A 14,153-nucleotide genomic window follows, 5' to 3' on the forward strand; every position below is an offset into this window, starting at 1 on the left:
AAATGGATAAGTATATGGATAAGGTGTTAGTATTTGCAGATAAAATCTCCAACAATCGGTATTTAAAGGCAATTTCAAACGGGTTGATGGCGACGCTGCCGATCAACATTATTGGTTCGATCGCCTTATTGTTAGCAGTTTTGCCGATTCAAGGATGGACAGACTTTATCAATTCGATCAATATTGGCAGCTATTTTTCCGTCGGTTACAGTATGACCGTCGGGGTTATCTCAGTGTACGCTTCCTTTCTGGTCGGTCACCGTTTAGCGACAGAATTTAAGCAATCGGCGGTTCCTGCCGGCATCGTTTCACTGTTTGCCTTTTTGATGATGACGCCAATGGTTACCTTAGCGGAAACAACGACCCTCGACATGAGCAAACTCGGCGCTCAAGGCTTGTTTACCGCTATGATCTGTGGCTTAGTCTTTGCTCGTTTGTACTGCTTTATTTTAGAAAAAAATATCGCCATCAAAATGCCAGCAGGCGTGCCGCAATTTGTGACGGATACCTTCGCCGGTTTGATTCCAGCAATTATTTCTGGGTTTACCGCGATTGTCATTAGCTGGGCATTCAGTTTTACTTCTTATGGCTCATTCTCAGATTTCATCTATCGAATCTTGGCAATGCCGCTGCAAAGCTTGTCTTCTAGTGTAGGTTCGTTGTTATTTATTGTACTGATCCAAATGGTGCTATGGTTCTTCGGTATCCATGGTTCGTTGGTGGTGGGTAGCTTTGTCACCGCTTTGTACTTACCAATGGATGTGGAAAATATGGATGCTTTAGCTAGCGGTGTTGCGCGTTCCGAACTGCCGAATATTTTGAGCAAGTCGTTTTATGATTTGTTTGCTGGTATTGGTGGGGCTGGAGGAACATTGTCATTGATTATCGTTATTTTGCTGTTGGCGAAATCAAAACAATCACGGACAGTCGCTAACCTGAGTGCCGTTCCTGGATTGTTCACCATTAATGAGCCGGTGATTTTTGGCTTACCGCTGATTTTGAATCCAATCATGGCGATTCCGTTCATATTAACACCATTGGTTCAAGTGCTTGTAGCATACCTAGCGATCTGGAGTGGGATCGTCCCACGACTTAGTGGCGTACAAGTTCCCTTTGGCACACCGATTTTTCTAAATGGGTTTCTAGCTGGAGGCTGGCAGGTCGCAGTTTTACAAGTCGTTTGCGTTTTGGCAGGCTGCTTGCTGTACATTCCTTTTGTCAAAATATTAGATAAAGGAAAATTAAAAACAGAAGCAGAAGCAGCGCAAGCAGAGGTTCAAACTGAAAGTATCGATCCAGCTGGAGAAACCGTCTGACTTCAGGGGAACAATGCGTAAAAGGCAGGCCCTTGTTCTTCTTCAACAAGGGACAAGGTGAATTTTTGCACACTTGATTTCTTAAGACGGTGAATCCAGTCAATGATCGGCCATTCCCGAAAGCAGATAGGCTCTGATTGATCTACTTAGTAATCGAATGGTTCGGGGAAACGCCGATGATCCTAATGCAAATGTGACACAAATAGATTTTCTGATTTTTGATTTTACTCAGTATGGGTCTTTTTAAAAAAGATACAAGCTGCTCCCCCACAATTGCTATCAAGACGTTTTGTTTCTCGGACACAGATTAAAAAGGAGTGTATTATATGACTTTCGCAGAGAAGTTCACCGAAAAAGGCCAGTACTACGCAAGTAAGATTCAGCAAAATAAGTATATGCAAGCAATCTCAATTGGATTGATGACCCTACTGCCAATCATGATCATCGGCGCATTCAGTACACTGTTGTCTTCTATGCAAATCGGGGTTTATCAATCAATGATTGCCCCGTTTCGCGATATTATCGCCTTACCGGCTCAATTTACGACAAATGCATTGGCTATTTATGCCGCTTTTTCCATCGCTTACAAATTGGCAGGCTTGTATGGAAAAGAAGGCTTGATCCCTGGTTTTGTTTCCTTGTTCTCCTTTTTAGTCTTAACACCAATCAGTGTTTTTGATGATGGAGAGCTTGTAATCAATGCCTTGACCTTTGACTGGCTGGGGGCTAGAGGGTTGTTTGCGGCGATGATCGTGGGTGTCTTAACTGCCCGTTTGTATGTGTTTTTTGTCGATAAAAACTTGGTTATCACGATGCCGGAGGGTGTACCACCAACGATTGCCAAAACATTTTCGGGACTGGTTCCAGCAGTGTTAGTAGCAGTCTTATTTACGATAACAGCCGGTTTGTGGAAGATGACGGAATTCGGTAGTTTCCATCAATTTGTATACACGATTCTACAAATTCCACTGCAAAGTCTTGGAGGTTCGATTTGGTCGATTTGTATCGCCTTATTGATCATGCAGTTGTTGTGGGTCTTTGGGATTCACGGAGCAATCGTTGTATTAGCGGTTATTCGTCCAATAATGACTGCTCTGGATCTTGAGAATTTGGCTGCTTATCAAGCAGGAGAACCGATGCCTAACTTAGTGACTGGTTCTTTTTGGAGTATTTATGCTAATTTTTCCGCCATGCTTGGTCTAGTAGTAGTTTTACTCTTTTTATCAAAGAGTAAACAATTCAAAATTATCGGGAAGCTGGGAGCACCAGGAGCACTTTTCGGGATTCATGAACCGCTGATCTTCGGATTACCGATCGTAATGAACCCGATTCTGGCGATTCCCTACATTTTAAGCCCAGTTGTTTGCGTGGTGATTGGCTATATCTTAACCATCACGAATATTTTACCAATTCCTATCGGGATGCAAGTGCCTTTTGGTGCCCCGATCGTTCTCTCAGGTATTCTGCAAGGAAGTTGGAAACTCGGGGTAGCTCAGTTACTGATGATTCCTTTGTGTGCCTTGATCTATTACCCATTTGTCCGCATTTTGGATAAGAAAAATGCCGAACAAGAATTGGCGCAAGAAACGCAAGAAAAAGCAGCAGAACAAAGCATGGATCGAGTGATTTCTTGATGGTTGAAGATCAAAGGGAGTTGCTTAAACGTATAGAAAGGGTCAACAGTAATTGTTAGGAAATTGTTTAATGGCTACTCATAAAAAACTCTTTAAAAGAAGCTAATTTGACAGGGTTTACTGGTTAAATTTCCCCTTTTTTCAAAAGATCGCTGGTTAAAAGAAACCGATTTTATGATGACAAGCCAACGAGTTAGTGCTATAGTTAAAGAAAGAAAACCCACGTGGATTGTTACTGACTCGATCAGGCAAGACCTAAATAAGAAAGCGCTCTTCTCGTTTTAGCAGCGGCTCTTATTTAGGTTTTTTGTTTTTTATCGGGGATTTTTCAGTAATCAGCTAGGTAGGTTTATCAAAAGAAAACAAAAGGAGAACGAGCAAATGGCAAAATTTCCAGAAAATTTCTTATGGGGCGGCGCGACCGCAGCGAATCAATTAGAAGGGGCGTTCGATCGCGATGGCAAAGGCTTGTCAGTGGCGGATGCAATGCCTGGCGGCAAACAGCGTTTAGCGATTTTAGGCAGTGATACGTTTGATTGGACGATCGATGAGGACAAATACACCTACCCAAATCATCGCGGGATCGACCATTATGACCGTTTCAAAGAAGACATTGCGTTGTTTGCAGAAATGGGCTTCAAGAGCTATCGTTTTTCCATCGCATGGACACGTATTTTTCCAAAAGGCGATGAAACGACACCAAACGAAGCTGGGCTAGCATTTTACGATGCGCTGATCGATGAATGTTTGAAATACGGGATCGAGCCAGTGGTTACGATCTCCCACTATGAAATGCCCTTGCATTTAGCCAAAGAATATGGTGGCTGGAAAAATCGAGCATTGATCGATTTCTATGAACGTTTTGCAAAAGTCGTCTTGGAACGTTTCCACAGTAAAGTCAAATACTGGATGACCTTCAATGAGATCAACTCTGCGTTCCATTTCTCCGCATTGAGTCAAGGAATGGTCAACAGCACGGGTGCCAGCGACTTTACAAACGTGATCCAAGCGTGGCACAACCAATTTGTTGCCAGCAGTAAAGCAGTCAAAATCGGCCATGAATTAAACCCAGAGTTACAGATCGGTTGTATGATCATTTATGCAACGACTTACAGCATTGATGCGAACCCAGTCAACCAAGTGGCGACGATGATTCATAATCAAGCCTTCAACTACTACTGTGCCGACGTGCAAGTACGTGGAAAATACCCATCCTTTACGGATCGTTTGTACAAAGAACACGGCGTCAATAAAGAGGATCTTGAGATTACTGAAGAAGACTTAGCCTTGATCGCTGAACATACTGTTGACTATGTTGGCTTCAGCTATTACATGTCTTCTGCCGTGGATATCACCACAGAAGAAGCCGATGAAGTGCAAGGAAACTTGTTGGGCGGCGTCCGCAATCCATTCTTAGAAGCAAGTGAATGGGGCTGGCAAATCGACCCAGAAGGGCTGCGCATCGCGTTGAATGAATTGTATGATCGTTATCAAAAACCGTTGTTTATCGTGGAAAACGGCTTAGGAGCCATTGATACCTTTAACGAAGAAGGTAAGATCGAAGATGACTATCGTATCGATTACTTGCGCCGCCACATTGAAGCAATGGGGGAAGCGATCGCTGATGGCGTAGACTTGATCGGTTACACGCCATGGGGCTGTATCGACCTTGTCAGTGCTTCAACAGGCGAAATGAGCAAACGCTATGGCTTTATTTATGTTGACTTTGATGACGAAGGCAACGGCACGATGGATCGTTCCAAGAAAAAATCCTTCGATTGGTACAAACAAGTCATTGCAACAAACGGAGAAGAGTTGGCCTAAGTGTTTCGTTAGACTCACGGATGACACAGGATCCGTTATAAAAGAAAACCGATCAACGGTGCTCCTATACAGGCGCATCGTTGATCGGTTTTTTTGATATTTGGTTTTAACGGGTACGTTCATAGCTGTCTCGTAACAAAGATTGGAGTTGTTTTTCTGATACAGAGCCATCTAGTAATGCGGTGAGCCAATGGTTTTTATTCATGTGATAAGCGGGTAAATAGCCGCGACTTTGATTGATGATCGAAACCATTTCGGGCGCTACTTTGACATCTAAAATTTCGATCATTTCCGTTCCTTCCAAGCCTAATTTTTGCTTTTCTACAGTCATCAGCAAGCCAAACCATTTACCGCTTTTACGGTGCCGCAAGACTTGGTACTCGGGAAACTTTGCAAATGGATGGTCGACCTGAACATCATTGAAGGTCTGAGCGAAGGCGATCAGCCGATTTTTAAGATCCATGGGTATCCCTGCCTTTTTATAATAGAAAACTACTTATATTATACCACTGATTCCTTTTACCTAGCGTAACCGTTTCTGATAAAGCATTCGTGCCAAGAACCAGCTCACCACTACGATACCGCCGCACCAGCTAAAGGCACTGATCAAGGTGGTATCTTTTAAGTTTAACAAAAGCCCGCGCAAAGAATGGATGATCGGCGACATTGGTTGGTATTCAGCAAAAATGGCTAACGGACGCGGCATGGTTTCCGTAGGGACGAAACCAGAGCTTAAGTAGGGCAAAAGGGTGATCAAGACAGTAAACAAGGTCGCTGTCTCGGGGCTTTTGGCGATGAGACCAACCAGAACGGAGACCCAAGTAAAGGCGAAGGTGAAGCAAAAGATCAATAGGAAAGCGAGTCCCCAGCCAGCAACTGTGGCTTGGGGGCGAAAACCGATGACCATGGCAACGATCAACACGACCAAGGTGCTGATCAAGCTCCGAAGGGTCGCGGCGAAGACATGCCCGTTTAAAAAGGCTGAGTTAGAGATGTTCAAGGTCATCAACCGTTCCACCATGCCGGATTTCAAATCTTCCGTCACCGTTACCCCAACGGAGGAGGCGCTTTGGGCGATACATTGGACGAGAACACCAGGAACGACAAAATCGACATAAGAGGTATCGCCGACGTTCATGGCTCCCCCGAAAACATAGACGAAGAGGATCATTAAAATCGCTGGGGTCAAAATCCCACTTAGCAAAGTCTCCATACTGCGAATCGATAGCAAGAGGTTGCGTTTGAATAAGGTGTTGGTTTCTATAATTGCTTTCATTGGTTTCCTCCTTGGACAAGTGTTAGAAAAATATCTTCTAACGAAGCATTCTTTTGATTAAAACTGGTGATGGTGATCGGTAGTTGATTGAGTTCCTGCAACAGCGTGAAGGAATGCTGGAAGTCTTGACTGACGGGAAATGCCAGAGAGAGACTGGACTCATTGACTTGCAGCGGAAAATCAGACAGATGCTGTCGCACGGTCTGCAAGTGTTCTTTCGTCAATACGCTGATTTCCATCGTTTGTGAAGGATGCAGTGCTTTGACTTCCGTTGGTGTTCCTTGCAAGATGATTTTCCCTTCATGCAAGATGGCGACTTGGTCTGCTAAAAATTCAGCTTCTTCGAGGTATTGAGTCGTCAGGAAAATCGTTCGTCCTTGAGCGGCGATCTCTTTGATCATGTGCCATGTGGCTAAGCGGTTTTGCGGGTCTAACCCGGTCGTTGGTTCATCCAAAAAGAGCAGGTCAGGTTCGCCGATAAAACTCATGGCGATGTCTAAGCGTCGTCGCATGCCACCAGAATAATTTTTGACTAGTCGGTTGCTGGCATCCACCAAATCAAAACGCTCTAACAAATGTTGGACGATAAACTGTTTGTTTTTGACATGGCGCAAGGCAGCAATCATCAGCAAGTTTTCTCGTCCGGTCAGTTCTTGATCGACGGCGGAAAATTGCCCTGTCAGACTGATTTTTTCGCGAATCGCTGCTGGATCTTTGGTCAAGTCGATCCCATCGATCCGCGCGGTTCCTTGGTCAAAAGGTAGGATAGTGGACAAAATTTTGACTAAAGTGGTTTTTCCAGCGCCGTTTGATCCTAGTAAGACAAATACTTCGCCAGGAGTGACGTCAAAAGTGACCTCTTTCAAAACTGTTTTGTCTTTGAAGCTTTTTTGTAAATGTTTCACGTGAAGCATTTTCTTTTTTATATGAGTATCCATAGCTTTTCCCTCGTTTCTATAAGATAATTCAACTATAAAGGCTCTTTGGGAAAAGCAACTGCTTATTTCAATATATTGAAAAAGAAGGTGAAAAAATGAACAATTATGGTGCGACAGTGAAAGAGCTTCGCAAAAGCAAAGGCTTGCTGTTGAAGGAATTAGTGGATGAACAATTGTCGATGTCTTTGTTATCGCAATTTGAAAATGGCAAAACGACGATTTCCTGCGAACGATTTCATCGTTTGCTAGATAAACTAGAAGTTAGTTTTGCCGAATTTCAGCTGCTACATACGGGGGAGCATCATTCGGAGGCTCAAAAGCTAATGGTTGACTATGTCCGTTCGATGGGGATCGAATCCATTGATGAAGTACCTAAATTAAAAAAGAAATATCAAAAGCTGACCACGTACTTTCAACAGCATTACTCCTTGGAGCTGGACCACTTCTTACAACTGATCCGTTTTGACTACTTGATGAAAGAGGAGCTTTTTAAAGGGGTGCCCATCGAGGAGGCTTACCTGAAACACAATTACTGTTTGGACTCTGCCAAGCATTACTTGCTGAATACCGATACATGGGGTGTTTATGAGCTGCGGCTGTTTGCCCGCGTAGCAATTTCGATGGAGCCAGCTTTGCTTTGGCGCTGCTTGACGATCGCCATCAAAAAGAGTCAGCGCTTTGCAAAAATTCCTGGCAATGAAGATATTTTGTACAACACGTTTGAGACGGTATTTTCTGTCTTTGCTGTTTTCGACGAGGCAAATTATGCGGAAAAGACCTTTCATTTATGGCGAGATCATGTTTATGAAAAAGAGCACATTGAACAAGCGATCTTTATGCCATTTTTTGAAGGCTGGACGCATCTATTAAAACAAAATAAGGCACAAGCGGCGGACTTGATGCAGCAAACGTTAGATCAGCTGGAAAGATTAGGCATGAAGAACACGTTTGCTATGTATCAATTATTAAGCACATCTGTATTGAAAGAAGAGTTTCCGGGGATTTTATTGAGTGATCCATTGCTTTCTGAAGGAACCCGTTTTGGCTGGGACTAGCTAGAATAAGCTGTATTCCGCCGATGAAAGCGCCTTATGTTTAAGAATCGGAGAGGAAGTGATTAAAAAACAGTAAATGCAAGCAATTTGCTTCTTTTTTACTGATTAGAGGAGTATATTCGAAGTTGGAATTTTTCTTTATTTAGAATTATTTTAATGTACTTTTTATGAAATAGGAGGATGTAGGATGGATATTGTGACACTAGCGCGAATCCAGTTTGCGATGACGACGATTTTTCACTTTTTCTTTGTACCGTTTTCGATCGGAACTGGTGTCGTCGTTGCAATTATGGAGACACTTTATGTGATCAAAAAAGATGAAAAATATCGCCGGATGACGAAGTTTTGGGGGAATATTTTTCTATTGAGTTTTGCTGTCGGGGTCGTGACAGGGATCATTCAAGAATTTCAATTTGGGATGAACTGGTCTGACTATTCTCGTTTTGTCGGGGATATTTTTGGTGCGCCCTTGGCTTTAGAAGCTTTGTTGGCGTTCTTCTTAGAGTCGACGTTCTTAGGACTGTGGATCTTTACATGGGATCGGGTCAGTCCCAAGCTGCACGCCACCTTTTTCTGGTTGGTGACGCTGGGTTCGATGCTATCGGCGTTTTGGATCTTAGCTGCCAATAGTTTTATGCAGCATCCAGTGGGGTATACCTTGAACAATGGCCGGGCAGAAATGACTGACTTCGGTGCATTATTGGCAAATCCACAGGTGTGGTATGAGTTTTTACACGTGATCACCGCTGCCATCACGATGGGTGGGATCATTGTTGCTGGTTTATCTGCCTTTCGTCTATTGAAGAAAGACAAAGACATTGAACGTGATTTCTTCAAAAAATCAATGCGGATCGGTTTTGCGGTGGCATTGTTCGGTTCATTCACCGTCTTGCTAGCTGGGGATGAACAAATGAAATACTTGGTTGAAGAACAACCAATGAAATTTGCCGCAATGGAAGGGGCGTATGAAGATACTGGGAGTCCTGCGGCTTGGACCGTCGTTGCTTGGGCGAATGAAGCAGAACATCACCAAGTCTTCGGTGTTTCGATTCCATATATGTTGAGTATCTTAGCCTTCAATGAACCCTTCGGCTCCATCGACGGGATGGATACGGTCAATCAGCAATTGATTGAAACCTACGGCGACCGTAATTACTACCCGCCGGTCAACACACTCTTTTGGAGCTTCCGGATCATGGCTGGTTTTGGTGCCTTGATGCTGTTGGTTTCTGGTCTTGGGTTGTATTTTACGCGTAAGAAGAAACCATGGCTCTTTGAAAAACGCTGGCTGCTTTGGGTAGTGGCGATCACTTTGTTCACCCCATTTATTGCCAATACAGCTGGTTGGCTGATCACGGAGTTAGGGCGTTACCCATGGACGGTTTACGGCTTGTTTACGATCGAAGATAGTGTGTCACCAAACGTTTCCGTGACCTCACTCTTGATCTCAAACATCGTTTACTTCCTCTTGTTCTCTGGCTTAGGCGGAACGATGGTCTATCTGGTGAAACGGGAAATGGATCATGGACCTGAAAAAGAAGCCTTCGGCGAAATCAGCCAAGGAGACAACCAAGAAGGGTACGAAGACCCATTTGATAAGGAGGCGTTTGAAGGATGACCGGTCTACAATTACTATGGTTCACGTTGATTGGGCTTTTATTTTCTGGCTTCTTCTTCTTAGAAGGGTTTGACTTTGGTGTGGGGATGTCTGTGCAGACATTGGCCCACAATGAAGAGGAAAAAGACCAGATCGTTAAAACGATCGGGCCTGTCTGGGATGGCAATGAAGTGTGGCTATTGACCGCTGGCGGAGCGATGTTCGCCTCATTTCCATACTGGTATGCTTCTTTGTTCAGCGGTTTTTATTTGATTTTGTTATTGATCTTAGTCGGGTTGATCATTCGTGGTGTCTCCTTTGAGTTTCGAGCGAACTTCCCGAAAGAGCACAAAAACATTTGGAACTGGACGTTGACGATCGGCAGTACGATCGTACCGTTTTTCTTCGGTCTGATGTTTGTCAGCATGATCCAAGGAATGCCTTTGGGTGAAGATGGCAACATGACCGCAACCTTTACGGATTACGTCAATCCCTTTTCAATCGTTGGCGGGATCGCGTTGACCTTGTTGTGCTATTTGCACGGATTAAACTATATCGCTTTGAAAACGGAAGGTCCGATTCGGGCACGGGCACGCAACTATGCAAGTATTTTTTATGGCATCTTATATGCAGGCTTACTCGTCTTTGCTGTGATGCTTTACTTCCAAACGGATTTCTTCGAGAATCATTTTGCGACAACGCTTGGTTTGTTGCTCGTGATCGTTGTACTGACTCTGATTGCAAATATCGGCGTCTTTAAAGGCAAAGAAATGATGGCTTTCATTGCGAGCGGCTTGACGTTGATCGCTTTGGTAGCATTGATCTTCACAGGGTTATTCCCAAGAGTCTTGATCAGTTCGATCGATTCAAGCTATGACCTGTTGATCGCTGATGCGTCTTCAAGCCGCTACACATTGAAGATCATGAGTTATCTTTCACTGACGATCTTGCCTTTCGTCTTGGCCTATACGGCTTGGAGTTACTATATCTTCCGTAAACGGATCAGTCATACGGAGGCGTTGGAGGGGTATAAATGATTGATAAACAAATCATGAAGCTCCCAGGAATGAAACAACTTTTAGGGCTGCTTGCGGGACTTTCGTTCCTGCAGGCGCTCTTCATTATTGGGCAGGCGTATGGATTGGCACGTGCCATCACTGGCTTATGGGAAGGACGACCATTAGAGGAACAGTGGGGCTGGATTCTGCTGTTCTTTTGTTCGTTTATCGCCCGACAAGCCGTTATCTATTTCCGTTCCAAAAGACTCGATGATTACAGTTACCAGCAAGCCGCCGATCTGCGGGATCAATTGTTGGAGAAATTGTTTCGGGTCGGTCCTCAGATCGCACAACAGCAAGGGACGGGGAATGTAACAACGATGGTCTTGGAAGGGATCAACCAAGTCGAAAACTACTTGAAATTGATTCTTGCCAAAATCATGAATATGTCGATCATTCCTTGGGTCATTTTGGCACTCGTTTTTTATCTGGATTGGGAATCCGGCTTGGTCTTGCTGTTGGTGTTCCCCTTGATCATCATTTTTATGATCATCTTGGGCTATGCCGCGCAAAGCAAAGCGGAAAAACAATACCGAACGTTTCAATTACTGTCCAATCATTTCATCGACTCCCTGCGAGGGATCGACACGCTGAAATTGTTTGGGGTCAGTAAAAAATATGGCAAGAGTATCTTTGCTTCCAGCGAACGGTTTCGGAAAGCGACGATGGCTTCATTAAAAGTCGGTATTTTATCGACCTTCGCCTTAGACTTTTTCACGACCTTATCGATTGCCGTCGTGGCAGTCTTGCTAGGCTTGCGGCTGATCAATGAAGGAATCTTGCTGTTTCCAGCGTTAACCATCTTGATTTTAGCACCAGAATACTTCTTGCCGATCCGCGACTTTTCCAGTGATTACCATGCAACCTTAGACGGAAAAAATGCGATGACTGCGGTGACGGAGATCTTGCATCAGCCCGAAGCCCAAGTACCAGCAGTAACGGTGCCTCGTTGGCAGGAAGACGCCCAGTTAACGATCGATCAGCTGGCTTTTTCCTACGAGGAAAAAGCGGCTTTGACGGATATCAACTTGAACGTGACTGGCTTCAAAAAGATCGGGATCATCGGTTTGAGCGGTTCTGGCAAGTCTACCTTGATCAATACTTTGAGTGGCTTTCTCGTGCCAGACAGTGGCGAGATCACTCTCGGAGGGGCGAAGACCACGGCCTTTCGCCAAGCAAGCTGGCAAGAACAGCTGATCTATATTCCGCAAAATCCTTATATCTATCGGTTGACCTTGCAGGAAAATGTCGCGTTTTATCAGCCGACAGCTACCAAAGAAGCCGTACTGAAAGCCATTGAAGTGGCAGGCTTGACTGAGCTTTTGGCGGAGCTGCCGCAAGGGTTGGACACGATGTTAGGAGAAGGGGAACGGCATCTAAGTGGCGGACAAGCCCAACGGATCGCTCTAGCCCGTGCCTTTTTAGACCAGCAACGAAAGATTCTTTTGTTTGATGAACCAACGGCTCATTTGGATATTGAAACCGAAGTTGCCTTAAAGGAACGGATGCTGCCGCTGATGGAAAACCGTCTAGTCTTTTTTGCAACCCATCGCTTGCACTGGATGGAAGAAATGGATGAAATCATCGTGATGGATCAAGGAAGAATCGTGGAACAAGGAACCTTGGCACAACTGCAGCAAAAGCAAGGTGCTTTTACAGAACTAGTCAATGGAATGAGGAGGGAACAGCTTGAATAAAATCGGCTTATTGCGCTCATTGAAAACTGATACGTGGGTCAAGCCTTTCTTGTCAAAATACAAAAACGTTTTGGCGCTGGCCTTATTCCTAGGCTTCTTGACCTTTTTCTGTGGTGGGGCACTGATGTTTAATTCTGGGTACCTGATCAGCCGCTCGGCATCGATCCCAGAAAACATTCTATTGGTTTACATCCCCATCGTACTGACCCGAGCGTTTGGGATCGGTCGTCCAGTCTTTCGCTATTTGGAACGGTTGACCAGTCATAGCTGGGTCTTGCGCATGACCTCTAATTTACGTTTGAAATTGTACAACGTAGTAGAAAAAGATGCGATCTTCTTTAAGCAAGCGCATCGCACGGGGGATATCTTGGGCTTATTGGCAGAAGATATCAACCATATTCAAAACCTGTATTTGCGGACGATCTTTCCTACCGTGATCGCTTGGATCTTGTATGCGTTCTTGATCATTGGACTCGGCTATTTTTCTTGGTGGTTTGCTTTGGTGATGCTGCTGCTATTAGGGATCATCGTCTTTGTCTTGCCACTTTGGTCGGTGATCATCAACGGCGCGCGGCAAGAAAAGCAAAAACATATGAAAAACAACTTGTATACGACACTGACGGATAATGTATTAGGGGTTTCTGATTGGGTCTTCTCTCAAAGAGGCAGCGAGTACGTGGCTGCCCATAAGGAACTGGAAACACAGTTGCGGGCGGTGGATGAACAGATGCTGTCCTTTGATCGCCGGCGTGATTTTCTTTTACAAAGCATCTTTGGGGTGATCGCTGTCGCATTGCTGCTTTGGACCAGCATTCGCTTTCCAGGTAACCACGGAGGAGCAGCCAACTGGATCGCTGCCTTTGTCCTGTGTGTCTTTCCTTTAGTTGATGCATTTGCGCCATTACCGTCAGCTGCTCAAGAAACCAATCGCTACAAAGACTCCATCGATCGCTTCAATGCATTGCCAGAAGAAAATCGCCAAGAGGTCTCCATGGAGCAACCGTTAGTACCTGAAGTGACGGGCCTCGTGTCGATCACAGTCAAGGACTTGCATTTTCAGTATCCTGAAGGCAAAGAAGTGCTTCATGGGCTGGATCTAACGATTCCTGCACATCAAAAACTAGCGATCCTTGGCCGCAGCGGTTCTGGGAAAAGTACATTTGCCTCCTTGTTGCGAGGCGATCTGCAACCGACGCAAGGGGCGATCACCTTAAATGACGTGCCAGTGACGGCATTGAGTGAGTCAATCAGTGACTTGATCGGTGTCATCAATCAAAGTCCCTATCTTTTCCATACGACCGTCTTGAATAATATTCGGCTAGGCAATGAGTCGGCTTCGGAAGAAGAAGTCTGGCGCGTACTGGAGCAAGTCGGGTTGAAAGAAATGGTGGCAGCTTTGCCTAATGGTTTGGCGACGATGGTGGATGAAGCCGGCTTGCGTTTTTCTGGTGGAGAACGGCATCGTTTGGCATTGGCGCGAATCTTGCTAAAAGACACCCCAATCATCTTATTGGATGAGCCAACCGTCGGCTTAGACCCAATCACGGAGCAAGGCGTACTTGAAACCTTTTTCCAAGTGCTGGAGAACAAAACGATCATTTGGATCACCCACCACTTGCAAGGAATTTCGATGATGGATCGTGTGCTCTTTATTGAAGATGGTCAGTTGACCATGAGCGGAACACCTGCCGAATTGGCAGCAGAAAACAAACATTTTCAACACTTATTGGCCATTGACCAAGGACGACGATAAAAAAA

At 44.8% G+C, this 14,153-nt stretch carries 11 protein-coding genes; 8 read left to right on the top strand and 3 right to left on the bottom strand.

The annotated features are described in order from the left end of the window. Positions 1-2: 2 nt before the first annotated feature. The 3 genes from IGJ44_RS00340 (at position 3) to IGJ44_RS00350 (ending at position 4,774) form a co-directional block, all read left to right on the top strand. Positions 3-1,316, top strand: coding sequence for a PTS sugar transporter subunit IIC (locus IGJ44_RS00340; RefSeq protein ID WP_430606013.1), 1,314 nt, complete (start codon positions 3-5; stop codon positions 1,314-1,316). Positions 1,317-1,642: 326 nt separating this feature from the next. Beyond that, positions 1,643-2,950, top strand: a complete 1,308-nt coding sequence (locus IGJ44_RS00345; RefSeq protein ID WP_074535582.1) for a PTS sugar transporter subunit IIC — start codon at positions 1,643-1,645, stop codon at positions 2,948-2,950. Between the two features lie 381 nt (positions 2,951-3,331). After that, a complete protein-coding gene (locus tag IGJ44_RS00350) occupies positions 3,332-4,774 on the top strand; it encodes a glycoside hydrolase family 1 protein (protein WP_005226517.1) in 1,443 nt (480 codons plus the stop codon). Between the two features lie 106 nt (positions 4,775-4,880). Here the strand turns inward: IGJ44_RS00350 and IGJ44_RS00355 are convergent, their stop codons facing one another. The 3 genes from IGJ44_RS00355 to IGJ44_RS00365 are packed head-to-tail and all read right to left on the bottom strand — an operon-like array spanning position 4,881 to position 6,988. Then, positions 4,881-5,237 (bottom strand): MmcQ/YjbR family DNA-binding protein, encoded by a 357-nt coding sequence (locus IGJ44_RS00355; RefSeq protein ID WP_074535583.1) that lies wholly within the window; start codon positions 5,235-5,237, stop codon positions 4,881-4,883. Positions 5,238-5,297: 60 nt separating this feature from the next. Next, the gene (locus IGJ44_RS00360; RefSeq protein WP_008376673.1) at positions 5,298-6,050 is read right to left on the bottom strand and encodes an ABC transporter permease; all 753 of its coding nucleotides are present in this window, start codon (positions 6,048-6,050) and stop codon (positions 5,298-5,300) included. After that, positions 6,047-6,988 (bottom strand): ABC transporter ATP-binding protein, encoded by a 942-nt coding sequence (locus IGJ44_RS00365; protein WP_081117629.1) that lies wholly within the window; start codon positions 6,986-6,988, stop codon positions 6,047-6,049. The genes IGJ44_RS00360 and IGJ44_RS00365 overlap by 4 nt, the downstream gene beginning before the upstream one ends. A 95-nt stretch (positions 6,989-7,083) precedes the next feature. On the opposite strand from IGJ44_RS00365, the gene IGJ44_RS00370 reads away from it, so the two are divergent. The 5 genes from IGJ44_RS00370 to cydC all read left to right on the top strand — a co-directional run bounded on the left by IGJ44_RS00370 (position 7,084) and on the right by cydC (position 14,148). Then, positions 7,084-8,043 (top strand): helix-turn-helix domain-containing protein, encoded by a 960-nt coding sequence (locus IGJ44_RS00370; RefSeq protein WP_167822588.1) that lies wholly within the window; start codon positions 7,084-7,086, stop codon positions 8,041-8,043. A 187-nt stretch (positions 8,044-8,230) separates the two neighbouring features. Beyond that, entirely contained in the window at positions 8,231-9,661 is a 1,431-nt protein-coding gene (locus IGJ44_RS00375; RefSeq protein ID WP_015508715.1) for a cytochrome ubiquinol oxidase subunit I, read from the top strand. Beyond that, the gene (gene cydB / locus IGJ44_RS00380) at positions 9,658-10,677 is read left to right on the top strand and encodes a cytochrome d ubiquinol oxidase subunit II (RefSeq protein WP_167822589.1); all 1,020 of its coding nucleotides are present in this window, start codon (positions 9,658-9,660) and stop codon (positions 10,675-10,677) included. The genes IGJ44_RS00375 and cydB overlap by 4 nt, the downstream gene beginning before the upstream one ends. Next, complete coding sequence (gene cydD, locus IGJ44_RS00385; protein WP_005226535.1) at positions 10,674-12,395, top strand: thiol reductant ABC exporter subunit CydD; 1,722 nt, start codon at positions 10,674-10,676, stop codon at positions 12,393-12,395. Before cydB ends, cydD begins: the two co-directional genes overlap by 4 nt. Further along, positions 12,388-14,148, top strand: a complete 1,761-nt coding sequence (gene cydC, locus IGJ44_RS00390; protein WP_167822590.1) for a thiol reductant ABC exporter subunit CydC — start codon at positions 12,388-12,390, stop codon at positions 14,146-14,148. The genes cydD and cydC overlap by 8 nt, the downstream gene beginning before the upstream one ends. The last annotated feature ends 5 nt before the right edge of the window (positions 14,149-14,153 follow it).

Origin of the sequence: Enterococcus sp. DIV1368d (assembly GCF_050542975.1) — a bacterium.
In the GTDB taxonomy this organism is placed as follows: domain Bacteria; phylum Bacillota; class Bacilli; order Lactobacillales; family Enterococcaceae; genus Enterococcus_D; species Enterococcus_D casseliflavus.

Excerpts from the sequence above, each read along its gene's own strand:
- IGJ44_RS00365 (WP_081117629.1), bottom strand. The coding sequence starts at position 6,988 with ATGGATACTCATATAAAAAAGAAAATGCTTCACGTGAAACATTTACAA.
- cydD (WP_005226535.1), top strand. The coding sequence starts at position 10,674 with ATGATTGATAAACAAATCATGAAGCTCCCAGGAATGAAACAACTTTTA.
- IGJ44_RS00375 (WP_015508715.1), top strand. The coding sequence starts at position 8,231 with ATGGATATTGTGACACTAGCGCGAATCCAGTTTGCGATGACGACGATT.
- cydB (WP_167822589.1), top strand. The coding sequence starts at position 9,658 with ATGACCGGTCTACAATTACTATGGTTCACGTTGATTGGGCTTTTATTT.
- IGJ44_RS00370 (WP_167822588.1), top strand. The coding sequence starts at position 7,084 with ATGAACAATTATGGTGCGACAGTGAAAGAGCTTCGCAAAAGCAAAGGC.
- IGJ44_RS00360 (WP_008376673.1), bottom strand. The coding sequence starts at position 6,050 with ATGAAAGCAATTATAGAAACCAACACCTTATTCAAACGCAACCTCTTG.
- IGJ44_RS00355 (WP_074535583.1), bottom strand. The coding sequence starts at position 5,237 with ATGGATCTTAAAAATCGGCTGATCGCCTTCGCTCAGACCTTCAATGAT.
- IGJ44_RS00340 (WP_430606013.1), top strand. The coding sequence starts at position 3 with ATGGATAAGTATATGGATAAGGTGTTAGTATTTGCAGATAAAATCTCC.
- IGJ44_RS00350 (WP_005226517.1), top strand. The coding sequence starts at position 3,332 with ATGGCAAAATTTCCAGAAAATTTCTTATGGGGCGGCGCGACCGCAGCG.
- IGJ44_RS00345 (WP_074535582.1), top strand. The coding sequence starts at position 1,643 with ATGACTTTCGCAGAGAAGTTCACCGAAAAAGGCCAGTACTACGCAAGT.